Genomic DNA, 22,579 nt, shown 5'->3' on the forward strand with positions numbered 1-22,579 from the left:
GTCACCGTTCCGGAGCCGCTCCCCGCCATCGCCCGGCCACGGCCAAAGCCAGGCAATGGCGGTAATGTCCCCGCAGCACTGCCATCCCCCATGGACCCGGCCCATCCGCCGATTCGCACCATCTGTTGCATCGGAGCGGGTTATGTGGGGGGACCGACGATGGCCGTGATCGCCGATCGTTGCCCCGGCATTCAGGTCACGGTGGTCGACCTCAATGCCGAGCGGATCGCCGCCTGGAATGATCCGGATCTGGGCCGGCTGCCGGTGTACGAACCCGGCCTCGATGCCGTGGTGGGCAGGGCCAGGGGGCGCAACCTCCACTTCACCACCGAGGTGGATGCGGCCATTGCCGCCGCCGACATGGTGTTTCTCTCGGTGAACACCCCCACCAAGACCAAGGGCGTGGGGGCCGGCCAGGCCAGTGACCTGCGCTGGATCGAGGCCTCGGCCCGCCAGGTGGCCGCCGCCGCCCGGGGCCACACGATCGTGGTGGAGAAGAGCACCCTGCCGGTGCGCACCGCCGAGACGGTGAAGGCGATCCTTGGGGCCGCCCAGCAGAACCGCCCGGAGGGCGATCGCAGGCAAGCCAAGACCTTCGCCGTCCTCTCCAATCCCGAATTCCTGGCCGAGGGCACGGCGGTCGCCGACCTTGAGGCCCCCGACCGGGTGCTGATCGGCGGCGAAGACCCCGCAGCGATTGAATCCCTGGCCGGGATCTACGGCACCTGGGTGCCCCAGGAGCGGATCCTGCGCACCAATCTCTGGAGCAGCGAGCTTTCCAAGCTCACCGCCAACGCCTATCTGGCCCAGAGGATCTCCTCGATCAACAGCATTGCCGCCCTCTGCGAAGCCACCGGGGCCGACGTGCGCGAGGTGGGCCGTGCCATCGGCACCGATTCCAGGATCGGCGCCAGGTTCCTTCAGGCCGGACCGGGCTTCGGCGGCAGCTGCTTCCAGAAGGACATCCTCAACCTGGTGTACCTCTGTCGCCACTACGGGCTGGAGGAGGTGGCGGGCTACTGGGAGCAGGTGGTGACCCTCAACACCTGGCAGCAGGACCGCATCGCCCGGCTGGTGGTCCAGCGCCTGTTCGGCACCGTCACCGGCAAGCGGCTGGCGGTGCTGGGCTTCGCCTTCAAGGCGGACACCAACGACACCCGGGAGGCGCCGGCCATCCGCATCTGCCAGGACCTGATCGAGGAGGGGGCTCGCCTGGTGATCGTGGATCCCAAGGTGTCAGCCGCCCAGATCGCCGAGGACCTCGGCCAGCCCCCCTCGCCGGCCGACGGCGGCTGGCAGACGGCGGGATCGCCCCTGGAGGCCGCCGCCGGCGCCGATGCCGTGGTGATCCTCACCGAATGGCGCGACTACGCCCGGCTCGACTGGGGGGCGATCGCGGCCCAGATGCGTCGCCCGGCCTGGCTGTTCGACGCCAGGGCCATCGCCGATGCCGCGGCCGCCCGGGCGGCGGGTCTTAACGTCTGGCGGGTGGGTGAGGGCTGAGTGACGCGGCGCAATCTGATCACGGGCGGGGCCGGCTTCCTCGGTTCCCATCTGGTCGACCGGCTGATGGAGGCTGGCGAGGAGGTGATCTGCCTCGACAACTTCTACACCGGGCGCAAGGACAACATCCGCCACTGGTTGGGTCACCCCCAGTTCGAGCTGATCCGCCACGACGTCACCGAGCCGATCCGCCTGGAGATCGACCGCATCTGGCATCTCGCCTGCCCGGCGTCGCCCGTGCATTACCAGTCGAACCCGATCAAGACGGCCAAGACCAGCTTCCTCGGCACCTACAACATGCTCGGCCTGGCGCGTCGGGTCGGCGCCAGGCTGCTGCTGGCCAGCACCAGCGAGGTCTACGGCGATCCCGAAGTCCATCCCCAGCCTGAGAGCTACCGGGGCTGCGTCAACACCATCGGCATCCGCTCCTGCTACGACGAAGGCAAGCGGATCGCCGAGACGCTCTGCTTCGATTACCAGCGCATGCACGGCACCGAGATCCGTGTGATGCGGATCTTCAACACCTACGGGCCCCGCATGCTCCCCGACGACGGCCGGGTGGTGAGCAACTTCATTGTCCAGGCCCTGCAGGGTCTGCCTCTCACCCTCTATGGCGACGGCAGCCAGACCCGCTCCTTCTGCTACGTGGATGACCTGATCGAGGGCATGATCCGGCTGATGAACGGCGAACACACCGGCCCGATCAACATCGGCAACCCCGGTGAGTTCACCATCCGCCAGCTGGCCGAGAAGGTCCGGGAGCGGATTCAGCCCTCTCTGGAGCTGACCACCCAGCCCCTCCCCCAGGACGATCCCCTGCAGCGCCAGCCCGTGATCGACCTCGCCCGCGAACTGCTCGGCTGGGAGCCGAAGGTGAGCCTGGACGAGGGGCTGGAGCCCACCATCGCCTACTTCCGGGAACGGGTGCGGGCGGGCCGTTGACGGCGAAAGGGCCGATCCTCGTCACCGGGGTCGCCGGCTTCATCGGAGCGGCGGCGGCCGAGCGGTTGCTGGCCCGGGGCGAGCGGGTGGTGGGGCTCGACAATCTCAACGTTTACTACGACCCGGCCCTGAAGCGGGCCCGGCTGGAACGGCTGGAGGCCCTGGCTCCGGCCGGGGCCTATGCCTTCCATCCCCTCGATCTGGTGGACGCCGAAGCGGTGGCGGCCCTGTTCGCCGCCGAGCGCCCCGCCCGGGTGCTGCATCTGGCCGCCCAGGCCGGGGTGCGGCACTCGATCGATAACCCGGCGCTCTACATCCAGAGCAATCTGGTGGGGTTCGGCACCGTGCTCGAAGGCTGTCGCCACGCGGGTGTCGAGCATCTGGTGTATGCCTCCAGCAGCTCGATCTACGGGGGCAACCGCCACATGCCCTTCCGCGAGCAGGACCCGGTGAACCATCCGGTGAGCCTGTATGCGGCCACCAAGAAGGCCAATGAACTGATGGCCCACACCTACAGCCATCTCTACGGTCTGCCGGCCACCGGCCTGCGCTTCTTCACCGTCTATGGCCCCTGGGGCCGGCCCGACATGGCTCCGATGCTGTTCGCCCGCGCGATCCTGGCCGGCGATCCGATCCGGGTGTTCAACCACGGCCGCATGGAGCGGGATTTCACCTACATCGACGACATCGTCGAAGGGGTGATCCGCTGCCTCGACAAGCCCGCTACGGCGGATCCGGCCTTCGATCCGCTGCACCCCGACCCCGCCACGGCCGCCGCCCCCCACCGGGTCTTCAACATCGGCAATGCCCGGCCCGTGCCCCTGCTGCGGTTCATCGACCTGCTCGAGCAGGCTCTCGGCCGTCCGGCGATCCGGGATCTGCAGCCCATGCAGCCCGGGGACGTGCCGGCCACCGCCGCCGACACCACCGCCCTGGAGTCCTGGGTGGGGTTCCGTCCCTCCACGGCGATCGAAACCGGGATCGGGCAGTTCGCCGCCTGGTACCGCGCCTTCCACGGCGTCTGAGCCAACCCCTTCGGGCACAATGGGTCGCTGTCGATCCACACCGTCTTGAAACCGCTCCAGAGTCTGCGGGGCATGGTCGACCTGCTGCCCGGTCAGACCCCCTTCTGGCAGCGGATCGAAGCCACGGCCAGGGAGCACTTCCGTCGGGCCGCCGTCGAGGAGATCCGCACGCCCCTGCTCGAGGTGACCGAGCTGTTCGCCCGGGGCATCGGCGAGGCCACCGACGTGGTGGGCAAGGAGATGTACAGCTTCGAGGACCGCGGCGCCCGCAGCTGCACCCTGCGGCCCGAGGGCACCGCCTCGGTGGTGAGAGCCGCGATCCAGCATGGCCTGGTGGCCCAGGGACCCCAGCGGCTCTGGTACGGCGGGCCGATGTTCCGCTACGAGAGGCCCCAGGCCGGCCGGCAGCGGCAGTTCCACCAGATCGGCCTGGAGTTTCTGGGCCACGGCGATCCCCGCAGCGACGTCGAGGCCATCGCCATCGCCTGGGATCTGCTGATGGATCTGGGGGTGGGCGGCCTCTCCCTCGAGCTCAATTCCCTCGGCAGTCCGGAGGACCGGCAGCGCTATCGGGCCGAACTGGTGGCCTGGCTGGAGGCCCATCGGGAGCGTCTGGATCCCGATTCGCAGCAGCGGATCAGCACCAACCCCCTGCGGGTGCTCGATTCCAAGAACCCCGACACCCAGGCGCTGCTGGCTGGAGCCCCCACCCTGGCCGATGCCCTCAGCGGCGAGAGCCATGAACGCTTTCTGCGGGTGCGGCAGGGCTTGGAGGCCCTCGCCATCCCGTTCGAGCTCAACCCACGGCTGGTGCGGGGGCTTGATTACTACGGCCACACCGCCTTTGAGATCACCAGCAGCCAGCTCGGGGCGCAGGCGACGGTGTGCGGCGGCGGACGCTACGACGGCCTGGTGGAACAGCTGGGCGGCCCCCCCACGCCGGCCATCGGCTGGGCCCTGGGCATGGAGAGGCTGGTGCTGCTGCTCAGCCAGGCCATGGAGGCGGGCACCCAGGCTCCAGTGACGGCCGCCCAACCCGACGTCTACGTGGTGAACCGGGGCAACCTGGGAGAGGCCTGCGCCCTGGAGCTCGCCCGGTGCTGCCGCCAGCGCTCCGGGGCTCCGCTGGCGGTGCAGCTGGATCTCAGCGGCGCCGGTTTCGACAAGCAGCTCAAGCGCGCCCGCAGGAGCGGCGCCCGCTGGGCCCTGCTGCTGGGCGATGAGGAAGCCAGGGCCGGCCAGGTGCGGCTGATGCCCCTGACCACCGAGGCTGGGTCAGGGGATCGAATTCTGAGCCGGGAGGCGTTTCTGGCCCTGCCGCCGGAGGAGCTGCGGCGCCAGGGGTGAACCGCTGGCCATCGGCTGCCATGACAGGCTGAGACCGCCGTAGGAATGGCTCAGCGAGCCAAGGCCATCAATGCGTAAGGGACCGGCCAATTTCGTGATCTTCTTTGATGAGAAAGAGGGCACCACGGCCTTGATGTCGCTGCTCGACAAGCTCCCCGGGATCACCATCCTGAGGATGGACAGAGGCGATGGACGCACGAGCGCAGAACCCTTTGACGTCCACTGCTGTGGACGGATGGCCAATGCCGATCTGAGCTTCTGTCTGCATGGCCTGCTGGGCCCGCGACCTGTCAATCCTGATGCCATCCAGACACGCTATGGCCGAACGGCCAAGGGCCGGCTGATCGGGATCAGCCACCAGGGAGTGACGGGCCTCAAGATGCGATTCAGGGTCTTGACACTGCCGTGGTATCCCGATCGCCTGCCACGACTGCATCGTGTCTTGCGTAAGGTCCAGCCGCGGCTCAGCAGAGCGATTCAAGACCTTTCCGAGAGAATCAACGTCGGGAACCACAGGAGGTTGATGATCAATATTCTCAAGAGGAATGACACCGTTGTCTTCCTGGCTGTTCGACAGGATGTTTTTCGATGGGGGCTCTCCAAGTATCACGGTGATGGAACGGGCCAGCCTGGTCACCTGCAGTTCAAGCTGGCGAGAGGCGAACTTCAGAAAAGCGAGATTGGCAAGATCCATGTTGACCCTGAGCGTTTCCAGGCGATCGTTGCCAGCTGCGAAGCCTTTATTGCGCGAAAACGAGAATTGATGCAGCAGCTCCTGGGGGCGGGACTGGAGGTCTATCCCATTTGCTATGAGGACTTCTTAGAGAGTAACCATGAGACCCTGGCGCGCATCTGTCGGTTGATTCGGCTCGACGTCCCCGAGTCCGATCTTCGCAGAGTCGTTGCTGAAGGTGCTGACTTTCAAAAGGTTCATTCCGAGGATATCTCCGAATTCGTGGAAAACCACCAACAGATCATCGAACTGTTTGGCGACCGCTTCGTTCCATGGTAATGATGGCGATGCCACCATCAACCTGAGCTCGACTCCAGCATCGCCTTGCAGATGGGAAGCAGCTTTTCTGCCGCCTGTCGATGCATTTCAGGCGACGGATAGTATCGGTTGTAGTTGACCGTGACGCCTTGGGAGTTCCGTAATGGCTGTGGCATGCCTGCAGGGGTGCTGCACTCCACGAAGGCATCGGCGAAGGGTCGAATCATCTCGAGCATTTGTTCCGTGACGAGATGGGGAAACTGGCCGAGCAGCGACGGCTTTGGGCTGCGGTCCCACATCCCTAGCTTGTAGAGGACCTTGGCAGAGAACCGGCCCCGCATCGTGCGAGAAAATTTCAGCTCTTCCAGCCGCTGCTGGCTTGGAAACCGATAGTCATCCGGAGCTCGCTCGGAAAACCAGAAGAGGATCTTTGGGACTGAGATCTTGTTCAGGAGTTGAACCATTTTCTCGACATACGCCCTGGAGTTCTCTTCGATGAGCTTCCGTAGGAACTCCGGGTCATTGCCGCGTTTATCCGTCCCAAAGAAAAGATCGAGCCAGACCTGCTCAGATCTCATCGGCAAGCCATCGGGAAGCCGATGGCCTCTGGAGATGCCGAGACCTGAGAAGAAGGCTGAATTGTTGATGCTTCTCCCCGACATGACCTGGACAACGACCAATCGTGCCCGGTTGGCGATGCCCAGCAGCGTCTCTGAATCCCGGGAGGTGAGAAAGAAGTCAGGTCCTGCTCCGCCTCTGCCGAGGTTCATGGTGCCGATCCCCAGTGTTCTGCCGATGATGGTGGGGAAAGGGTCTTCGCAGTAGGTGCCGAACGTCTGGGCAGCCCCCAGGTAGGCGATGCCGTTGGGGCTGCTGGACTGGGGGCCTCGTAGGGTGAGCCCATCCAGCTCATAGAGCTGATAATCGATGAATTCCCTATCTCGGTCTTGGTATAACTTGCTCATGCCATCACGGAACGCCGCGGGTTCTGGATGAAGTTTAGGTAGGGAGCCAGGTACCGCACGGTGAACCGGTTCCCAGGTTCGATGGTCGCTGTGGCGTGTTGCCAAAAAAAAGCGGATCCGTTGGGATCCGCTGAAGGCGTCTTTGCCATGTGGGACGACGGAGCTGGCTGATTCAGGCCGAACCGACACCCACGTAGGAGCCGTAGAAGAACAGACCGACCACAAAGATCACGGCCATGCCACCGGCGGTGGCGACCATCCAGAGCGGCAGGACCCCTTCGGTCCACCGGCTCTTCCAAGCCACGGCCGGGCGGCCGTCGGGAAGGCGGTCGGGGATCCGGCCGTCAGGAAGTGAGGATTTCTTGCCGCTCATGGATGGGGTGCCTCCCGATCAGTTGAAGAAGTAGCTGGAGAAGAGGATGCCGATGACGAACACGAACAGCAGGCCCAGGTAGAGGCTGGTGCGGTTCAGTTCGACCGGCAGGTTGTTGGGGTTGGGATTGCGCTGCATGGATGTCTCAGCGACGGACGAACTGCATGGCCGCCAGGGCACCCAGGAAGAAGACCGTGGGAATGCCGAGGGCGTGGACGGAAAGCCAGCGCACCGTGAAGATCGGATAGTTGCGCGGCGTGGTGGGGGCGGTGGACTGGGTCATGGTTCCTGGAGGCGCAGATCAAGGCTGCTCTTGCCCTCGTAACGCTGACTCACAACGGGAGCCTTGGTTTCCTGGGCCTGGAAGTAGGCATCCGGACGGGGCGTGCCGAAGGCGTCGTAGGCCAGGCCGGTCGACACGAACAGAAAGCCCGCCAGGAAGATGGCCGGCAGGGTCACCGCATGGATGACCCAGTAGCGGATGCTTGTGATGATCTCGAAGAACGGGCGTTCCCCTGTGGAGCCGGCAGCCATAGCAACAAGCGTTCAGCCAGGAGATCCTAGGGGTCGATCGGGGGGCTCCGCCAGCCGGGCGGGGGGTTGGTTACAGAGGGATGCAGTTGCCCACCGCACTCCGCCCTCAGCCCTCAGCCCACCCAGCGCAGCAGCACGCCCCGCTCCCCCAGGACGAAGCCCTTGCCATCGGGGGCGAAGACGATCCGGGAGAAGTTGGTGGGCTGCTCAGTGCCCACCGGATCCCGCTGCCAGCTGGCGCCCGCATCGTTGCTCACCAGCAGGGTGCCGTTGCCGCCGCCGGTCCACACGGCGCCCCGGGGGTCCCAGGCCATGTCGAGGTAGCCATAGCCGTTGGTGATCGGGATCACGGGCTTGCTCCAGTCGCCGCTCTCGGTGCTCTCGGCGGTGCTCGGGTCGCCGTCGAAGCGCAGCTGGGCGCCCCGGGCCACCATCCAGAGGTGGCCGTCGGGCTGGAAGCCCATCGACTGCAGCCGCTGGCTGCTGACCCGCTGGTGCACCTGCCAGGCGGGCAGGCCCGGTTCCCAGGTGGCGAAGAAGTTCCCCAGGCTGCTGACGCTGACGTAGTCCCCCTCGGCGCTGCGGCGCAGGTCGCGGATGGCGCCGGCGGCATCCCCCACCAGGGCCTGCCAGCTGGAGCCGGCATCGGTGGTGCGGTAGACGGCACCGACGTTGGTGGCCAGTTCGGCGGTCTTCGGCCCCAGGGCCGTCACCAGGTAGGGCTCGCCGGGCAGCTTGGTGTCGAGCAGCAGCCGGCTCCAGCTGCTGCCGGCATCGTCGCTGTGCAGCAGCAGGCCGGGCTGGCCCACGATCCAGCCCTCAGGGCCGCTGAAGTCGATGCTGATCAGCCGGAAGTTCTCCTCCTCCGGCAGGTCGAGGGCCCGCTCCTGCCAGCTGGCGCCAGCGTCGTCGGTTTCCATGATCAGCCGGTTGCTGCCCACCAGGAACCCGTGGTCGGCGCTGCTGAAGGCCACGTCGAGGGGATTGGAGCGGGTGTCCAGGGGGACCGCCTGCCAGGGGCTGGCGACGGCGGTGGGCAATCCGGTGGTGACGCAGCCCGTGAGGCCGAGGGCGAGCACGAGCGCGATCGCCAGGCTGAGCAGGGGCCGCAGCGGGCGGAGCAAGGCCGGCAGGGCGGGAAGGGGCGCAGGCATCAACGCAGGGAATAGAGGGAGAGGAAGAAAGCGAAGGCGAGGGCGAACCCCCCGAAGATCAGGACGTTCTTCTGACCGGGGGTGAGGCGGTTCACCCCCAGGCCGAAGTTGAGGTTCTCCTCGAAGCCGCTGGGCTTGTTGCGCGGGCCGATGTCCTTGAAGGCCCCCACCCGGCTGCGGCAGACCGGGCAGCGGAAACCGACCGGGTCGAGGTCGAGAAAGGAGGTGCCGGAGGGGATCCCCAGCTTCTTCACCCCCTCGGCCGGGTCATAGACGAAGCCGCAGCTGCGGCACTCGAACCGGTGGCTGGAGGGATCCTCGGCGACGGTTTCGGCCGCCTCGCTGACGGCCCCGGCGGGCCCGGTGGGGACCTCTTCGGTGGGTGTCTCCGTCGGCGGTTCCGTGCTCATCCCGTGCCTGGCCATACATGGGAACTCTATCGACGGCGACCCCGGGGCTCGCGGCTGCTCCGGCCATCCGGCCGCGCCGGTCGTCGCGGCGACCCCCGCCCCCGGAAGCAGGTGGCAGAATGCGCGCCAGGTTGGGTCTGCCGATGTTTGTGCTCTCCGGCTACGACGCCTTTCTGGGCTTCCTGCTGATCTCGGCGGCGGTTCCGGTGCTGGCGCTGGTGGCCAACAAGCTGCTGGCGCCCAAGAGCCGCCAGGGGGAGCGTCAGCTCACCTACGAATCGGGCATGGAACCGATCGGCGGGGCCTGGATCCAGTTCAATATCCGCTACTACATGTTCGCCCTGGTCTTCGTCATCTTCGATGTCGAGACCGTGTTCCTCTATCCCTGGGCGGTGGCCTTCCACCGTCTCGGGTTGCTGGCCTTCATCGAGGCTCTGATCTTCATCTCCATCCTGGTGCTGGCCCTGGCGTACGCCTGGCGCAAGGGCGCCCTCGAGTGGAGCTGAGCACCTCCCCACCATGACCCTCACACCTCCTGCCGGCTCCCTCTCCGTCGATGCCCTGCGCGACCTGCGTGAGGCCAGCTGCGGCCCCGTGGGCGCCCCCGGCGTCACCGCCGACCTGTCCGAGAACATCATTCTCACCAGCCTCGACGACCTCCACAACTGGGCCCGGCTCAGCAGCCTCTGGCCGCTGCTCTACGGCACGGCCTGCTGCTTCATCGAGTTCGCGGCCCTGATCGGCTCCCGCTTCGACTTCGACCGCTTCGGTCTGGTGCCCCGCTCCAGCCCCCGTCAGGCCGACCTGCTGATCGTGGCGGGCACCGTGACGATGAAGATGGGGCCGGCGCTGGTGCGGCTCTACGAGCAGATGCCCGAGCCCAAGTACGTGATCGCCATGGGGGCCTGCACCATCACCGGTGGCATGTTCTCCGCCGACTCCACCACGGCGGTGCGCGGGGTCGACAAGCTGATCCCCGTCGACCTCTACCTTCCCGGCTGCCCGCCCCGTCCGGAGGCGATCTTTGATGCGGTGATCAAGCTGCGCAAGAAGGTCGGCAACGAAGCCCTGGCCGAACGTGGCAACCTGCGACCCACGCACCGCTACTGCACGATCCCCCACCAGATGAAGCGGATCGAGCCGATCGTCACCGGGGCCTACCTGCGGGCCGAAACCCAGCAGGCCGCCCTGGCCGCCGCCGCCGGTCTGCCGATGGGCGCCGCCGCTGACACCGCCACCGTCCCTGCCACCACCGCTACCACCACTGATGCCTGAGGAGTCCCCCGTCACCCCCGGCGCCTCGGACGCCAAGGAATCCGCGGATGCCGGTGCCCTCCAGGCCGCCGCCCCTGGCCCTGTGGCCACCTGGCTGAGCGGCCAGGGTTTCGATGCCGTCGCCCTGGGCCCGGACCACTCAGGTGTCGAACTGCTCGGGGTAGAGCCCGCGGCCCTGCCGTTGGTGGCCACCGCCCTGAAGGCGGCCGGCTACGACTACCTCCAGTGCCAGGGTGGCTACGACGAGGGGCCGGGGGGCCGGCTGGTGAGCTTCTACCACCTGGTCAAGTTGGCCTCCATGGTCGACCAGTTTGCGGCCATGGCCGAAGCCACCGGCCCCCTGCCGGCCGATGCGCGTCCGGAGGAAGTGCGTCTCAAGGTGTTCCTGCCCCGGGACGGTGCCCTCTCGATCCCCACCCTCTATGGCCTGTTCCGCGGTGCGGACTGGCAGGAGCGTGAGACCTTCGACATGTACGGCATCTCCTATGAGGGCCATCCCCATCCCAAGCGGCTGCTGATGCCCGAGGACTGGAAGGGCTATCCGCTCCGCAAGGACTATGTGCAGCCTGATTTCTATGAGATGCAGGATGCCTATTGAACGTCTTGGTGCAACGCCTCAGCCGCTGAGCGCAGCGAGCGTTTCTTTGAGGTAGCGGGTTCCCCAGCGCTGATCGGGTTCCAGGTGGTTGCCTTCGGCCCACTCGTTCCAGGCGTTGATGAACACGACCGGCTCAGGAAGAGCGTAGTCAGGGAGGCGTTCCACCGTCTGCCTGAGCCACTGGCCGTAGCGCTCCGGCGTTGCATCCTGGAGGATGATGCCCCCCCAGCGGCGGCGAGCCGTGTTGTCCCATGAAGGGGTGACACAGGGAAAGCGGGGATAGGGGGGAGCTGGCCTGGCAAGGGCGGCTTGGCAGACCTTCCCGTAGTCGATGACCCGGTGGATCTTCTTGCCTGGAGACTCATTCTTGATGATCCCCTTGATCGTTTCACGAAGGCTGGGAGCCTGGGAGGGAAGGGTGCCCAGCATCGGCCAGCAGGGCTGAAACTCCACGGCGGCATCAAAGCCGAAGCTGTGGGGGTTGTTGATCTCCTCCTCCTTCGATTCAACGGAAACGAGATAGAGGTCTCCAAGGCCTTGGTCATGGGCGATCGAACGCCAGATTTCGGCCGTCCTGGCCGGCTGGGGCAGGGCGCTGGTGCGGTAGACCAGAAACAGCGGTTTACCTTCGATCCTGATGTAGCGGGGATCCCTGAAGGCCGTCAACAAGGACATCAGGTGGTCGCGATCGTCCTGTTCGCTGTAGATCTGCGCAAGCAGAATCTCATCATCGGACCCGTCCCAGCGCCGGGTCCAGTTTTCATTGGCCCAGCAGAGGCAGAAGGGAAAGTCAGGCTCCCCTGAAGCCAGCACGTCTTCAAAGGGCCGCTGCAGCACGCGCCGGCCATTGAACCAGTAGTGGTAGTAGCAGAAGCCATGGATTCCGAACGCCTGGGCCAGTTCCGCCTGGGCCTGGCGCGCTTCCGGCAGGCGAAGGTCGTAGAAGCCAAGATCCGCCGGCAGATGGGGTTGGTAGTGATGGCGGAACAGGGAACGTGCCTTGGCTACGTTGCGCCATTCTGTGAAGCCTTTCCCCCACCAGGCATCGTTTTCAGGAATCGGGTGGTACTGGGGAAGATAGAAGGCGATGGCCTTGGGTAAGGGCACTGCTGCACGCGAGTCCGATGGACGGATCCTAGTCTTGGAAACTCCCATAGGCCGTTAGTTGGTTGATCCCATGCAGTTCTGATGCCCGCAGGCTTGTGAATGGACTCTTACCTGAAATCGTGATTAGGCCGATGGTAAAGATCTGATCCCGTGGGCAAGGCCATGCCGATGGCGTGGCATTCATTGGCACAGACTATTCCTCACCGTGTACGATTGAGTTCCCCGGCTGAGGCTGTCTGTGGCGCTGGTTCCTTCGTCCATGGACATGATGCGTGCACCTTTCTTCAGCATTATTATCCCTACATTTAATCCCCATCTTGATCGCTTCGCGACGTGCTTGGAGAGTGTCTATGGGCAGAGCTTCTCAGACTGGGAAATCATTATCCTTGATTCACTCTCGGCCCGCAGCGACGATGTCAAACGGCTTGTCGGAGAGTCTGCCCGTGTTCGTTACTTGCAGGATCTCGAGGCCGGTGGTATCTATCCAGCCATGAATATGGCTTTGGCTCAATCTACGGGGGCTTGGGTCTTGTTCCTTGGCCATGATGATCGGCTGGCCGATCCATCTGTGCTGAGGATCGTCAGGCAGCATATCCATGCCTCCAGGCTTTGCTTTTGGAGACGGGCATACTATGGGAATGTCTTGATTGACGGTGATGCAGGTTGGGCAAAAGCTGGGGCTATCTACGATGGTGAATTCAATCTGGCGAAGCTGCTGAGGCGCAATATCTGTCATCAAGCCATCTTCTACCGAGGCCGCCATGCACGCGGTGGGCGACCGCTCTATAACCCGGATTTCCAGGTGACCGCCGATTGGGACTACAACATACGAGCCTGGACGGGTGGGGGGTACGGCTACATCCCATTGACGATCTCTGTCTTTTTGGGAGGGGGGACTTCATCCTCCATGAAAGCAGACGGCTTTTATGGCGCCTTGGCCTTGACGTGGGGCTATTGGAAGCGGAAGCGCCCCATGATCCTTGCCTTGCTTACACTTGCATACTGCAAAATTGCTGCCTTCTTTTCGGAATCCACGCGTGAATCTGCTTCCAGGAGCTAACGCGAGCGGGAACGTCAGTGCTTCTAAGGAAGCCTGGAGATCCTGCTGTGGCGGTACGTGGTGGATGGGTTCAAGCGTGGCTTGCCGCTTGGGTTGAATCGGTCCATGCCCTTCCATTTGCTCCGTTCAGCTTCGCAGAAGCCATGGGCTCGGGCAGGTGCTGAAAAGGGAGGCGATTGGACACAGCCGCCCCAAAGTGATCGGTTGTTGATCCGGCAAGCCCGAAGGGCCGGCCTGCGGTGCACCTAACCTGCAGAAGGAGACTGGGCCGGTCCAATTTCCTTATTCACGACTTCTTCTAGGCTTGAGTATCCTTTTGATGCCAAGATAGATCTTGATGGGACGCTCAAGTTCGCCGAGGCGTCTCTCCAGGTATTCAATCCTGCGCTTTGCGGACTCTTGCTTGTATTCGAATAGCTTGTTGGCCTCATTGAGCTGTCGAAGGGCGTGATCCAGCTTTTGAGAAAGCAAAGCAACTTTCTTCCAGGTGCTGATTCCAGCGGGAGTTTCAGCTTCAAAGCTCTTATCGTCAACCCAATCTCCCTCCAACAGCAGAGGCGGTAACTCTTTGACGTTTCTGTCGAGGTCCAAGGGCTGCGGCAGTAGTGGGTGGTAGGAGGCGCCTGGCGGCCCCAGGTTCAATCGATCGCGCCTGAGAAAGGTGAGTTCGATGACTCGCGGGATGACAAGACCTGAGCCTTCAATGGTGACTTCACCGCAGCAGTTGTTGGGATGGGCATGGACGCAGATGTGACTGTTGTCGAGCCTTCTGAGCAATGGGCCAAGCTCGTTCTCAAACTCTTCTGGATCATTGGCTGAATCAAGTCTATGCAGCTCAATCGCAATGATCCTGAATCGGTTCAGTGTGCTTTGCTTGCAGGCAAGAAGATTCCTGTACTCTGCGCCTTCAATGTCCATTTGAAGGAGCAGATCGCCTTCGGGGTCTGGACATTCTTCTTCAACCCATTCGTCAAGGGTGATGCTGTCCTTGCCGTGGTCTATGTCCAGCCATTTCTTTCTGAATGTCTGCATGACCTCAATGAGCGGCGTCTCCAGAGCTTCCAGGTCGCTGGTGTAATCGCAGAGATGGCAGGCAATCCCGTAAGTGATTGCCAATTCATCTTCGAAGCTCTTTGTATTGTTCACTCCTGGAGAGAAGCAGGCTCTGATTCCTTGAAGATCATCAGGAATCAGATAGGCACCATCTTCATTACCTCCGATTCTGATCAGGGGGTATGGGCATCGCCTGGGCTTCATGATCAGGATGTCTCTGATCCTCTTCGCGAGCTCTTGCTCTTCTTTAGTCCACGATGAAGGCATTGTTTAGGACATGCCCCCTGAAATAAGCTTGGCGACTGGCACCTCAAGACCTCAGTCAAATTGAGAAGATCCTAACAGGTAGATCCCTGAACTTCTCGCTCCCGCTGTCCATAAGTGTTGCCCATGGAAACCCGGGTGGATAATGTCCTTGAGCATCGGCAGTGTCAGCTTGTACCTTCTGGCTTGGCCGACGCAGGATCTGGTTGGCTGGCGGGCCCTCATCCTGCATGGCCAATCTCGCCATAGGCGTCTTTTGGCCTGCAGTGAAGTTGACCCGATCGTACTTGTTTGTCCCTGGACGTTTGTCTGCTGCGATCGTGTCAGCGGGTAAACCTGCGTGCCTTGTAAACAATGTTGTAGTAGTTTCCTCCTTGTGCGCGTCGCGCGAACCGTGAGCGACGGTATTCTTTGTATCCATGCTGCGACATGAAGGAGTTCATGTCCTTTAGTTGGCAGCAGCCAGCGTAGGCCTCAAAATCTGGGACTTCTGTCTTGATGAATAGAATGGCTTTCAGTACTGGAATGGATCCCTTGAGGACAAGCAGCTCTGATCCCTGGGTGTCCATGATCAGTGCTTGGTAATCTGTTTCATTCAGTTCATGCGCCTTGAGCAGGGATGGCAGGGTTGTGCTCTTCAGGCGAATCGTGGTTGAGTAGTTGACTTCAGGCCAAATGTCCCTATGAAGATGTAGCTCGAGAATGGAGGAGGACTCCCCGCTGTTGTTGGAAATATGAAACTCATACTCCTTGCCATCAACATCTGTGACCAAGGCGTTGATGGCTTTCTGCTTTGTGAACTCTTCTGTATTCTTTTGAAGTTGTCTGAAGATTTCGGGGATCGGCTCAACCCAGGCAACTTTCAGGTCGTACTTGGCGTAGAGATTGCGCTCTTGCCCGGTATTTGCACCGATATGGATGATGCCTGAAACTTCCTTTAGGAAGTCGTCTAGGCCTGATGGCTTTTTTCGAAGTGAGCTCAGGATTGATCGAAGAGCTTTGATCATCATTGACTTCTCTCAGTAACTTCACCAGCGCTGCTCTTGACTTTATCGGCTCTGAGGCCCTGTAAGGGCGTTGAAGGGGCCGTTCCCTTGTCACGTCAGGACGCCGTAACATTGCTGTGTAGTCTATTGCCCGCAATGCCTGATGTCTGAGGCGAATGCGTTCGATCTGGCCTTCAGGGGTTGAATCGCTGCTGGAGCTCCATTCATATTTTGCTGGCAGGCGCGCCATGGGTTGGCCGAAATCTGAACTCCCCACAGAATCCTCGTTTTGTGTGGCTGCCCTGCAGGTCATGGGCCTGCGATTCTCCTGCGTCCCAATCCTCAGTGCGTTTTCGGCCAGCACGCTGCTGGTCGACAACCCTTTGGGGACATGGACCCAGAGATCAGCGGCTGCAGCACTCATCGACGTTCAACTCTCAATCCCTTTTGTGCTTCCGGTAGAACCGGATCACCTCCTTGGCCACGCTGCGCGGTTCATGGCGCAGGGTGGCGCTGGGGCGGGCTCCCTGCAGGGGCGCCAGGATCACCTCATAGCCCTGATCCCTGAGGACGGAGGCTTCGCAGGTCACCGGTTCGGCGCCCCGCAGACGGTAGACGTCCAGCAGGCTGGAGTCGTCCAGTTCCTCCTGGGCCAGAACGGCCGTGAACAGGCGCTGCTCCACCCCCAGGCTCGCCAGCTGGGCTTCGATCGCCCGCAGGTGCCCGCCGACGTCCAGGCCGTCGGTCTCGCCGGGCTGGGTCATCAGGTTGCAGATGTAGAGCCGCGGCGCCTTGCTGGCGCTGATGGCACTCACCAGCTCCGGCACCAGCAGGTTGGGCAGCAGGGAGGTGTACAGGCTCCCCGGCCCCAGCACGATCAGTTCAGCGTTGGCGATCGCCTCCAGGGCCCGCGGCAGGGCCGGCGGCCGCTCCGGGGTGCAGCCCAGGCGCACGATCGGACAGGGGGCATGGCCGATCTGGGATTCCCCCTCGATCCGCTCGCCGTTCTCCAGCTCCGCCCAGAGGCGCACATCGGCGTTGGTGGCCGGCACCACCTGGCCCTGCACCGCCAGCACCCGGCTGCTGGCGATGATCGCCGATTCCAGGCTGCCCGTGATCGCCGTCAGGGCACTCAGGAACAGGTTGCCGAAGCTGTGGCCCTCCAGGCCGCTGCCGGCCTTGAAGCGGTATTGGAACAGGCGGGTGAGCAGGGGTTCCTCCCGTGCCAGGGCCGCCAGGCAGTTGCGGATGTCGCCGGGGGGCTGCACCCCCAGCTCCCGCCGCAGCACGCCGCTGCTGCCGCCGTCATCGGCCACCGTGACGATCGCGGTGAGGTTGCTGCTGTAACGCTTCAGGCCGCTCAGCAGGGTGGCCAGCCCCGTGCCGCCGCCGATGGCCACGATCGTGGGGCCCCGGTTCAGGCGCCGCTGGGCCAGCAGGGCATCCACCAGCAGGGTGTCCTTCTCCGGGGCCAGGGCCTGCTGGATGGCGCCGAAGCTGCGGCTCTGGCCGAGCCAGACCATGGCGGCGCCGATCAGCAGCACCAGCGGGCCGGTGATCCCCCGGGGCATCACCTGGGTGAGGCGATTCAGGCCCCAGCGGATCGTCTCGAGGGTCCAGTAGATCGGCTGCAGGTCGGCCCATACCGCCGCCCCCAGCAGGGCGATCACCAGGCCCAGGCCCGAGGTGATCATCCAGCGCTTCACCACCAGGCCCGGCTGCAGCCAGCGGGCCGCCCGCCGCGAGCGGCTCATCAGGTCCTGCTGACGCAGGTCGCCGCGGCCCACCCAGCGGGGGCGCCCCGGGCGGGAGCCGCCCCGGCGCCGACGGGCGTTCGCAGCGGAGCCTCGAACCGTCAAGGGCAGGGCGTGGCGACGCGGCACAGACCACCCGAACTGTACGGATGAAAAGCCCGTCCTGAACCGGCAGGATGGGAGCCGGGCCTCCGGGGCCCCCTCGCCGTGGTTCCTTGGCCCTCAGTCAACTCGCGCTGAACGCTCCCCCGGCCATCCCACCGGTGGCCCAGATGGAGAACCTCAGCATGCGCTGGGGCGAAACCCTTGTTCTCGATCGGGTCGACCTCAGCCTCACCCCGGGCGAGCGGCTGGTGGTGGTGGGCCCCTCGGGCTCGGGCAAATCCACCCTGCTGCGGCTGCTGGCCGGGCTGCAACTGCCCACCGATGGGCTGCTGCGCATCCACGGCGAACCCCAGACCTACCTGCGCCTGGACCAGCGCCACCCTCCGGACGTGCGCCTGGTGTTCCAGAACCCCGCCCTGCTGGCCTCGCTCTCGGTGCGCGAGAACGTCGGCTTCCTGCTCTACCGCTTCAGCGGCCTGGGGGAGCGGGAGATCGCCGAACGGGTGGACCAGGCCCTGCAGGCCGTGGGGCTGGCGGGCATCGCCGATCGCATGCCGGGCGAGCTCAGCGGCGGCATGCAGAAGCGGGTGAGCTTCGCCCGTGCCCTGATCGACGACCCCACCCTGGCCTCGGCCCGCACCCCCCTGCTGCTCTTCGACGAACCGACGGCCGGTCTGGACCCGGTGGCCTGCACCCGCATCGAGGACCTGATCGTGCGCACCTCCCGCATCGTCCACGCCTCCACCCTGGTGGTCAGCCACGTGATGAGCACGATCGACCGCTGCGCCGAGCGGGTGGCCCTCCTCTACGACGGCCGCTTCCGCTGGATCGGCTCGGTCGAGGACTTCCGCGTGAGCACCAATCCCTATGTGGTGCAGTTTCGGAGCGGTAGTCTGCACGGACCGATGCAGCCGGCCGAGAACTGAGCCCATGCGCCGGAGTGTCCGTGAAGCCCTGGTTGGATTCTCTCTGCTGGCGGCGATCGCCAGCGGGCTGGGTCTGTGGTTCTGGCTGCGGGGGATCTCCCTAGGAGGGAACACCTGGACGATCCGCGCCAGCTTCGCCGACGCCGCCGGCCTGGCCGACCGTTCTCCGGTGACCTTCCGCGGGGTGCTGGTCGGCAGCGTGCGCCGGGTCACCGTCACCGACGCGGCCGTGGTGGCCGACCTGGAGATCACCGACCCACGCCTGCGTCTGGCCCGGCCCCTGGTGGCCCGGGTCGGCAATGCCTCCCTGCTGGGAGGAGATGCCCAGGTGTCCCTGCTGGCCGGCGGTCCCCCCCTGCCGGCCAGCCTGCCGGGCCCTCGGGAGCGGGGCTGCGACAACACGCGCATGGTCTGCAACGGCGGCAAGGTGACCGGTGTCGCCGCGGCCAGCCTCGACACCGTCACCGAGACCGTCCAGGGCCTGCTCGACCAGGCGGAAAAGGAACAGCTCGTTCAGCAGATGGTGGCGGCCACGGCCGCCTTCTCCAAGACCGCCAGGGAGACCGAGCTGCTCACCAAGAGCGGCCAGGTGTTCCTGCGCGACGCCCAGGTGCTGGTCACCCAGCTGAACCGCTCGGCGGGCAAGGTGGACCCGATCCTGAGCAACCTCAACCTCGCCAGCGCCGATGCGGCCCGCGCCACCAAGCACGTCGGCAACCTGGCGGCGGCACTGGACAACCCCAAGACCGTGGCCGACCTGCAGGCCACCCTCACCAACGCCAAGCAGTTGACCGACCGCTGGTCGGCTGTCGGCGGCGACGTGAGCAAGCTCACGGGTGATCCCAAGTTCCTCGACGGCATTCGCAGCGTCTCGATCGGTCTGGGCCGGTTCTTCGAGGAGCTCTACCCCGCCGAGGTGGATGCGGCCCGTGACCGCAAGGCCCGCCAGGATGCAAGCCAGCAGGAGGCCAGGGCCGCCCGCGAGGCCGCCCAGGACCGGCTCGCCCCCACCGTCAGAAACCGTTGATCGCTTCCAGGGCGATGGCGGCGATGGCCTGGTCGCTCGCCTTGGGCAGCTGCACGTAGCGGCCGCCGGCCGCCTCGGCCAGCTCCTTGCCCATGCCGCTGCCAATGAACTTCCGCTCGGTGTCGATCACCAGCAGCCGCAGGCCGAGGCTCTGGTAGCGGCTCGCCACCTGCCGCAGCTCCTCCTTGAGGTCCACCGGTTCCTCCCCCTCCAGCACCGGCTGGCCGAGGGAACGGCTCAGGGGCACATTGCCGCGGCCGTCGGTGATGGCCACCACCACCACCTGGCCCAGATCGCCGGTGGCCAGGGCGTTCGCCCCCACCCGGGCCGCCTGGGCGAGGCCGTGGGCCAGGGGTGAGCCACCGCCGCAGGGCATCGACTCCAGCCGCCGGCGGGCGGCGGTGATCGAGCGGGTGGGCGGCAGCAGCACCTCGGCCTGCTCGCCGCGGAAGGTGATCAGGGCCACCTCATCCCGGTTCTCGTAGGCCTCGGTGAGCAGGCGGATCACGGCCCCCTTGGCGCTCTGCATGCGGTTCAGGGCCATCGAGCCGCTGGCATCCACCAGGAAGATCACCAGGGCGCCGGCCTTGCGCTGCAGCTGCTTGGCCCGCAGGTCCCCCTCCTCCACGATCACCTTGCGGTGCGGCTCCCGGGCGCGGCGGGCCTTCTGGTAGGGCGCGGCGGCCCGCAGGGTGGCGTCGATGGCGATGCGGCGCACGGGACCCCGGGGCAGCATCGGCTTCACGTAGCGGCCGCGGCTGTCGCTGAACACCACCGCCCGGCTGCCGCTGCCGCCGCTCTTGGCCTTCGCCGAGGCGAACACCAGCAGGTCCGGGTCGATGGCGGTGGCCTCCGGATCGAGCAGGAATTCCTCCGGGATCTGGGGCGGGGCCTGGTCCTGGGGGCTGTCGTCCTGGTCGTCCTCGTCCTGATCCTCAGGCTCCTCACTCTCGGGCTCCTGCTCCGGCGGCTCCGGTTCCTCGGGGGGCTGCTCCCCCTGGGGCGGTGGCGGCGGCGGCGGCTCCATGGGCTGGTCGGGATCCGGGGGCGGCAGCTGCAGGGCCCGCGGGGCGATCACCAGGCGCACCGCCACCTGCAGATCGTCCGCGTCCACCCGGTCCCGGCCGGAGAGGGCCGCATGGGCCCGGGCCACCCGCACGGCGTAGAGCTCGGCCCGGTGCCCCTCGACGCCGCCGCGGATGGCTTCGGTGACCAGGTAGCGGATCTGCTCGCGGTCGATGACCACGTCCGGCAGCCATTGGCGGGCCAGCAGCAGCTGGGTGGCCAGGGCTTCGGTCTCCTCCTGGAAGCGAGCGCCGAAGGCGCTGCTGGAGGCGCCGTGGTCGAGGGCCGAGCGGGTGATCGCCACCCGCTGGTCGGTGTCGAGCAGTTGGTTGGCCGACAGGGCGATGGCGAAGCGGTCGAGCAGGTGGTCGCGCACCGCCCCCTCTTCCGGGTTGTAGGTGGCGATCAGCAGGCAGCGGCAGGGGTGCGACAGGCTCAGCCCCTCCCGTTCGATGCGGTTTTCGCCGGAGCCCACCGCCGCCAGCAGCAGGTTGGTGATGCCGTCATCCAGCAGGTTGAGCTCGTCGACGTAGAGCACGCCCCGGTGGGCCTCCGCCAGCAGCCCGGGCTGGAACACCGGCGCCCCGGCCGTCAGGGAGGCGGCCACGTCCACCGAACCGATCAACCGGTCTTCGGTGACGCCCAGGGGCACCTGGATGAAGGGGGCTGGAATCACCCGGGTGGGCAGCAGGGCGCCTGGATCGGTGCCGCTGGCATCACCGCCCAGTTCGGTGATGCGGCGCCGGGTGGCCCCATCCCACTCGTCGGGCCGGGAGGGATCGGCCTGCCGCAGCCCCGGACCATCGGCCAGATCGATGACATCGATCGGCGGCAGCAGGGCATGGAGCCCCCGGGCCAGCACCGACTTGCCGGTGCCGCGACCACCGGCGATCACCACGCCGCCCAGGCCAGGGTCCACCGCCGCCAGCAGCAGGGCCAGCTTCAGGGTGCCGTGGCCGGTGATGGCGGCCAGCGGAAAGCTGCCGGTGGGCGCGGCACCGGCGGGCGCGGCAGGGGACCCGCTGACGACCATGGGGCAGTGGCTGGGTGGGTTGGCCAGTCTCGCCGACCGGGTGGCGGCGGGGGCGGCCCGCTGACCCCGATACCCTGCCTGGGTGTCAGGCCCCGGTCGGCCGCCGATGACCCGCCGTCCCTCCAACGTTCACGAGCGCTACCACGCCCACGTCTATTTCGGCGCCGCCGAAGCGGCGCAGGCCGGCGCCCTCTGTGGGGCCGCCGGAGCCCGTTTCGGCTTGCCGGTGGGCCGTCTCCACCTCGAGCCGGTGGGACCCCATCCGGTCGGCAGCTGCCAGATCAGCTTCGGCCAGGCGGACTTCGAGGCCCTGATCCCCTGGCTCGAGACCCACCGCGGCGGCCTCACGGTGCTGGTGCATGGCATCACCGGCCATGATCATGCCGACCATACCGACCATGCCGCCTGGCTGGGGGAGCCCGTTCTCCTCAACCTGGCGGTCTTCGGCGGCTGAGCCGATGCCTCCCACCCCGGCGGCCGCACCGCCTCGCCCCTCTGCGTCCAGCCTGGCCATCGCCATCGGCGCCAACCTCGGTGACCCCGTCGCCACCTTCATGGCCGTGCGACCGCGGCTGGAGGTCGAGCTGCGGGCCTGGGCGGCGGCCCCCCTGCAGCTGAGCTGGTCGCCCCGGTTCCGCACCCAGCCGGTGGGGGGGGCGCCGGGACAGCCGCCCTACCTCAACGCGGTCCTGCTGGCGCGGCTCGCGGCGGCGCCGGTGCCGGCGGCGCCCTGGCCTGATCCCACCCGGCTGCTGGCGCGGCTTCTGCAGCTGGAGGCGGCGTTCGGCCGGGAGCGCCGCGAGCGCTGGGGACCCCGCCGTCTCGACCTCGACCTGCTCTGGTGCGGGGCCATGGCCTGCCCAGGCCCGGAACTGGTGCTGCCCCACCCGCGCCTGGGGGAGCGGGCCTTCGTGCTGGCCCCGCTGGCGGCGATCGATCCGGACCTTCCCCTTCCCCTGGCGCCCGCCGGTACCCCCCGCACGGCCTCCGCCGGCCTGGCGGCCCTGCCAAGGGCGGCCCTGGAGCCGCCGCCCCTGACCCTGGCGGGGGAGCCGGGCTGGCCGGAAGGGTCCTGAACCGCG

The 22,579-nt window shown here is 65.8% G+C and carries 25 protein-coding genes; 13 read left to right on the top strand and 12 right to left on the bottom strand.

Annotated features, from left to right (window positions below; genetic code table 11):
- The first annotated feature begins 90 nt into the window (after positions 1-90).
- The 5 genes from KUG38_RS07565 to KUG38_RS07585 all read left to right on the top strand — a co-directional run bounded on the left by KUG38_RS07565 (position 91) and on the right by KUG38_RS07585 (position 5,829).
- A complete protein-coding gene (locus tag KUG38_RS07565) occupies positions 91-1,503 on the top strand; it encodes a nucleotide sugar dehydrogenase (protein ID WP_216920364.1) in 1,413 nt (470 codons plus the stop codon).
- Positions 1,504-2,445 (top strand): UDP-glucuronic acid decarboxylase family protein, encoded by a 942-nt coding sequence (locus tag KUG38_RS07570; RefSeq protein ID WP_094584359.1) that lies wholly within the window; start codon positions 1,504-1,506, stop codon positions 2,443-2,445. It begins immediately after the preceding gene.
- Entirely contained in the window at positions 2,442-3,470 is a 1,029-nt protein-coding gene (locus KUG38_RS07575) for an NAD-dependent epimerase/dehydratase family protein (protein WP_216920366.1), read from the top strand. The genes KUG38_RS07570 and KUG38_RS07575 overlap by 4 nt, the downstream gene beginning before the upstream one ends.
- 45 nt (positions 3,471-3,515) lie before the next feature.
- Complete coding sequence (gene hisS, locus KUG38_RS07580; protein ID WP_216920368.1) at positions 3,516-4,817, top strand: histidine--tRNA ligase; 1,302 nt, start codon at positions 3,516-3,518, stop codon at positions 4,815-4,817.
- Between the two features lie 70 nt (positions 4,818-4,887).
- Complete coding sequence (locus KUG38_RS07585; RefSeq protein WP_216920369.1) at positions 4,888-5,829, top strand: hypothetical protein; 942 nt, start codon at positions 4,888-4,890, stop codon at positions 5,827-5,829.
- 17 nt (positions 5,830-5,846) lie between these two features.
- Here KUG38_RS07585 and KUG38_RS07590 read toward each other — a convergent pair whose 3' ends face one another.
- The 7 genes from KUG38_RS07590 to KUG38_RS07620 all read right to left on the bottom strand — a co-directional run bounded on the left by KUG38_RS07590 (position 5,847) and on the right by KUG38_RS07620 (position 9,244).
- Positions 5,847-6,773, bottom strand: coding sequence for a DUF6473 family protein (locus KUG38_RS07590; RefSeq protein ID WP_216920371.1), 927 nt, complete (start codon positions 6,771-6,773; stop codon positions 5,847-5,849).
- 172 nt (positions 6,774-6,945) lie between these two features.
- On the bottom strand, positions 6,946-7,146 hold the full coding sequence (locus KUG38_RS07595; RefSeq protein WP_015109703.1) for a photosystem II reaction center protein J: 201 nt from the start codon (positions 7,144-7,146) through the stop codon (positions 6,946-6,948).
- An 18-nt stretch (positions 7,147-7,164) separates the two neighbouring features.
- Positions 7,165-7,284 carry a photosystem II reaction center protein PsbL gene (psbL, locus tag KUG38_RS07600; RefSeq protein WP_015109702.1) on the bottom strand — a complete coding sequence of 40 codons (120 nt, stop codon included), beginning with the start codon at positions 7,282-7,284 and terminating at the stop codon, positions 7,165-7,167.
- A 7-nt stretch (positions 7,285-7,291) separates the two neighbouring features.
- Positions 7,292-7,429, bottom strand: coding sequence for a cytochrome b559 subunit beta (gene psbF / locus KUG38_RS07605; protein WP_015109701.1), 138 nt, complete (start codon positions 7,427-7,429; stop codon positions 7,292-7,294).
- Positions 7,426-7,680 (bottom strand): cytochrome b559 subunit alpha, encoded by a 255-nt coding sequence (psbE, locus tag KUG38_RS07610; protein ID WP_015109700.1) that lies wholly within the window; start codon positions 7,678-7,680, stop codon positions 7,426-7,428. Before psbE ends, psbF begins: the two co-directional genes overlap by 4 nt.
- 113 nt (positions 7,681-7,793) lie before the next feature.
- Complete coding sequence (locus KUG38_RS07615; RefSeq protein ID WP_216920373.1) at positions 7,794-8,834, bottom strand: photosynthesis system II assembly factor Ycf48; 1,041 nt, start codon at positions 8,832-8,834, stop codon at positions 7,794-7,796.
- Positions 8,834-9,244 carry a rubredoxin gene (locus KUG38_RS07620; RefSeq protein WP_094584363.1) on the bottom strand — a complete coding sequence of 137 codons (411 nt, stop codon included), beginning with the start codon at positions 9,242-9,244 and terminating at the stop codon, positions 8,834-8,836. The genes KUG38_RS07615 and KUG38_RS07620 overlap by 1 nt, the downstream gene beginning before the upstream one ends.
- A 143-nt stretch (positions 9,245-9,387) precedes the next feature.
- Between KUG38_RS07620 and ndhC the strand changes: the two genes are divergently transcribed.
- The 3 genes from ndhC to KUG38_RS07635 are packed head-to-tail and all read left to right on the top strand — an operon-like array spanning position 9,388 to position 11,117.
- On the top strand, positions 9,388-9,750 hold the full coding sequence (gene ndhC / locus KUG38_RS07625) for a photosynthetic/respiratory NAD(P)H-quinone oxidoreductase subunit C (RefSeq protein ID WP_015109697.1): 363 nt from the start codon (positions 9,388-9,390) through the stop codon (positions 9,748-9,750).
- A 13-nt stretch (positions 9,751-9,763) separates the two neighbouring features.
- Complete coding sequence (gene nuoB, locus KUG38_RS07630) at positions 9,764-10,519, top strand: NADH-quinone oxidoreductase subunit NuoB (RefSeq protein WP_190611187.1); 756 nt, start codon at positions 9,764-9,766, stop codon at positions 10,517-10,519.
- Positions 10,512-11,117 (top strand): NAD(P)H-quinone oxidoreductase subunit J, encoded by a 606-nt coding sequence (locus KUG38_RS07635; RefSeq protein ID WP_216920375.1) that lies wholly within the window; start codon positions 10,512-10,514, stop codon positions 11,115-11,117. Before nuoB ends, KUG38_RS07635 begins: the two co-directional genes overlap by 8 nt.
- A gap of 18 nt (positions 11,118-11,135) precedes the next feature.
- Here the strand turns inward: KUG38_RS07635 and KUG38_RS07640 are convergent, their stop codons facing one another.
- Complete coding sequence (locus KUG38_RS07640) at positions 11,136-12,272, bottom strand: glycosyltransferase WbsX family protein (protein WP_216920377.1); 1,137 nt, start codon at positions 12,270-12,272, stop codon at positions 11,136-11,138.
- A 190-nt stretch (positions 12,273-12,462) separates the two neighbouring features.
- Between KUG38_RS07640 and KUG38_RS07645 the strand changes: the two genes are divergently transcribed.
- Complete coding sequence (locus KUG38_RS07645) at positions 12,463-13,284, top strand: glycosyltransferase (protein WP_216920378.1); 822 nt, start codon at positions 12,463-12,465, stop codon at positions 13,282-13,284.
- Between the two features lie 282 nt (positions 13,285-13,566).
- On the opposite strand, the gene KUG38_RS07650 is transcribed toward KUG38_RS07645, so the two are convergent.
- From KUG38_RS07650 to KUG38_RS07660, 3 genes are all read right to left on the bottom strand, one after another.
- Positions 13,567-14,430: an FkbM family methyltransferase gene (locus tag KUG38_RS07650; RefSeq protein ID WP_216920380.1), complete on the bottom strand. Its 864-nt coding sequence runs from the start codon at positions 14,428-14,430 to the stop codon at positions 13,567-13,569.
- A gap of 494 nt (positions 14,431-14,924) precedes the next feature.
- Positions 14,925-15,608 (bottom strand): FkbM family methyltransferase, encoded by a 684-nt coding sequence (locus tag KUG38_RS07655; protein WP_216920382.1) that lies wholly within the window; start codon positions 15,606-15,608, stop codon positions 14,925-14,927.
- A 416-nt stretch (positions 15,609-16,024) separates the two neighbouring features.
- Positions 16,025-17,341: a gluconeogenesis factor YvcK family protein gene (locus tag KUG38_RS07660; protein ID WP_094584469.1), complete on the bottom strand. Its 1,317-nt coding sequence runs from the start codon at positions 17,339-17,341 to the stop codon at positions 16,025-16,027.
- A 272-nt stretch (positions 17,342-17,613) separates the two neighbouring features.
- Between KUG38_RS07660 and KUG38_RS07665 the strand changes: the two genes are divergently transcribed.
- Entirely contained in the window at positions 17,614-18,372 is a 759-nt protein-coding gene (locus tag KUG38_RS07665; RefSeq protein WP_216920384.1) for an ABC transporter ATP-binding protein, read from the top strand.
- Positions 18,373-18,376: 4 nt separating this feature from the next.
- Positions 18,377-19,399 (top strand): MlaD family protein, encoded by a 1,023-nt coding sequence (locus KUG38_RS07670; protein WP_216920387.1) that lies wholly within the window; start codon positions 18,377-18,379, stop codon positions 19,397-19,399.
- Here KUG38_RS07670 and bchD read toward each other — a convergent pair.
- Entirely contained in the window at positions 19,386-21,497 is a 2,112-nt protein-coding gene (bchD, locus tag KUG38_RS07675; RefSeq protein WP_216920389.1) for a magnesium chelatase ATPase subunit D, read from the bottom strand. The two genes, KUG38_RS07670 and bchD, sit on opposite strands and share 14 nt — an antisense overlap.
- 106 nt (positions 21,498-21,603) lie before the next feature.
- On the opposite strand from bchD, the gene KUG38_RS07680 reads away from it, so the two are divergent.
- Together KUG38_RS07680 and folK are read left to right on the top strand one after the other, a co-directional pair.
- On the top strand, positions 21,604-21,951 hold the full coding sequence (locus KUG38_RS07680) for a DOPA 4,5-dioxygenase family protein (RefSeq protein WP_216920391.1): 348 nt from the start codon (positions 21,604-21,606) through the stop codon (positions 21,949-21,951).
- A gap of 4 nt (positions 21,952-21,955) precedes the next feature.
- Complete coding sequence (gene folK, locus KUG38_RS07685; RefSeq protein ID WP_216920394.1) at positions 21,956-22,573, top strand: 2-amino-4-hydroxy-6-hydroxymethyldihydropteridine diphosphokinase; 618 nt, start codon at positions 21,956-21,958, stop codon at positions 22,571-22,573.
- The last annotated feature ends 6 nt before the right edge of the window (positions 22,574-22,579 follow it).

It is taken from the genome of Synechococcus sp. CCAP 1479/9, assembly GCF_019038535.1.
In the GTDB taxonomy this organism is placed as follows: Bacteria; Cyanobacteriota; Cyanobacteriia; order PCC-6307; family Cyanobiaceae; genus Cyanobium.

Coding starts and splice junctions, on each gene's coding strand:
- KUG38_RS07565 (WP_216920364.1), top strand. CDS start 91: ATGGACCCGGCCCATCCGCCGATTCGCACCATCTGTTGCATCGGAGCG.
- KUG38_RS07585 (WP_216920369.1), top strand. CDS start 4,888: ATGCGTAAGGGACCGGCCAATTTCGTGATCTTCTTTGATGAGAAAGAG.
- KUG38_RS07590 (WP_216920371.1), bottom strand. CDS start 6,773: ATGAGCAAGTTATACCAAGACCGAGATAGGGAATTCATCGATTATCAG.
- KUG38_RS07595 (WP_015109703.1), bottom strand. CDS start 7,146: ATGAGCGGCAAGAAATCCTCACTTCCTGACGGCCGGATCCCCGACCGC.
- psbL (WP_015109702.1), bottom strand. CDS start 7,284: ATGCAGCGCAATCCCAACCCCAACAACCTGCCGGTCGAACTGAACCGC.
- psbF (WP_015109701.1), bottom strand. CDS start 7,429: ATGACCCAGTCCACCGCCCCCACCACGCCGCGCAACTATCCGATCTTC.
- psbE (WP_015109700.1), bottom strand. CDS start 7,680: ATGGCTGCCGGCTCCACAGGGGAACGCCCGTTCTTCGAGATCATCACA.
- KUG38_RS07615 (WP_216920373.1), bottom strand. CDS start 8,834: ATGCCTGCGCCCCTTCCCGCCCTGCCGGCCTTGCTCCGCCCGCTGCGG.
- KUG38_RS07620 (WP_094584363.1), bottom strand. CDS start 9,244: ATGAGCACGGAACCGCCGACGGAGACACCCACCGAAGAGGTCCCCACC.
- ndhC (WP_015109697.1), top strand. CDS start 9,388: ATGTTTGTGCTCTCCGGCTACGACGCCTTTCTGGGCTTCCTGCTGATC.
- nuoB (WP_190611187.1), top strand. CDS start 9,764: ATGACCCTCACACCTCCTGCCGGCTCCCTCTCCGTCGATGCCCTGCGC.
- KUG38_RS07635 (WP_216920375.1), top strand. CDS start 10,512: ATGCCTGAGGAGTCCCCCGTCACCCCCGGCGCCTCGGACGCCAAGGAA.
- KUG38_RS07640 (WP_216920377.1), bottom strand. CDS start 12,272: ATGGGAGTTTCCAAGACTAGGATCCGTCCATCGGACTCGCGTGCAGCA.
- KUG38_RS07655 (WP_216920382.1), bottom strand. CDS start 15,608: ATGATCAAAGCTCTTCGATCAATCCTGAGCTCACTTCGAAAAAAGCCA.
- KUG38_RS07660 (WP_094584469.1), bottom strand. CDS start 17,341: ATGAGCCGCTCGCGGCGGGCGGCCCGCTGGCTGCAGCCGGGCCTGGTG.
- KUG38_RS07665 (WP_216920384.1), top strand. CDS start 17,614: ATGGAGAACCTCAGCATGCGCTGGGGCGAAACCCTTGTTCTCGATCGG.
- KUG38_RS07670 (WP_216920387.1), top strand. CDS start 18,377: ATGCGCCGGAGTGTCCGTGAAGCCCTGGTTGGATTCTCTCTGCTGGCG.
- bchD (WP_216920389.1), bottom strand. CDS start 21,497: ATGGTCGTCAGCGGGTCCCCTGCCGCGCCCGCCGGTGCCGCGCCCACC.
- KUG38_RS07680 (WP_216920391.1), top strand. CDS start 21,604: ATGACCCGCCGTCCCTCCAACGTTCACGAGCGCTACCACGCCCACGTC.
- folK (WP_216920394.1), top strand. CDS start 21,956: ATGCCTCCCACCCCGGCGGCCGCACCGCCTCGCCCCTCTGCGTCCAGC.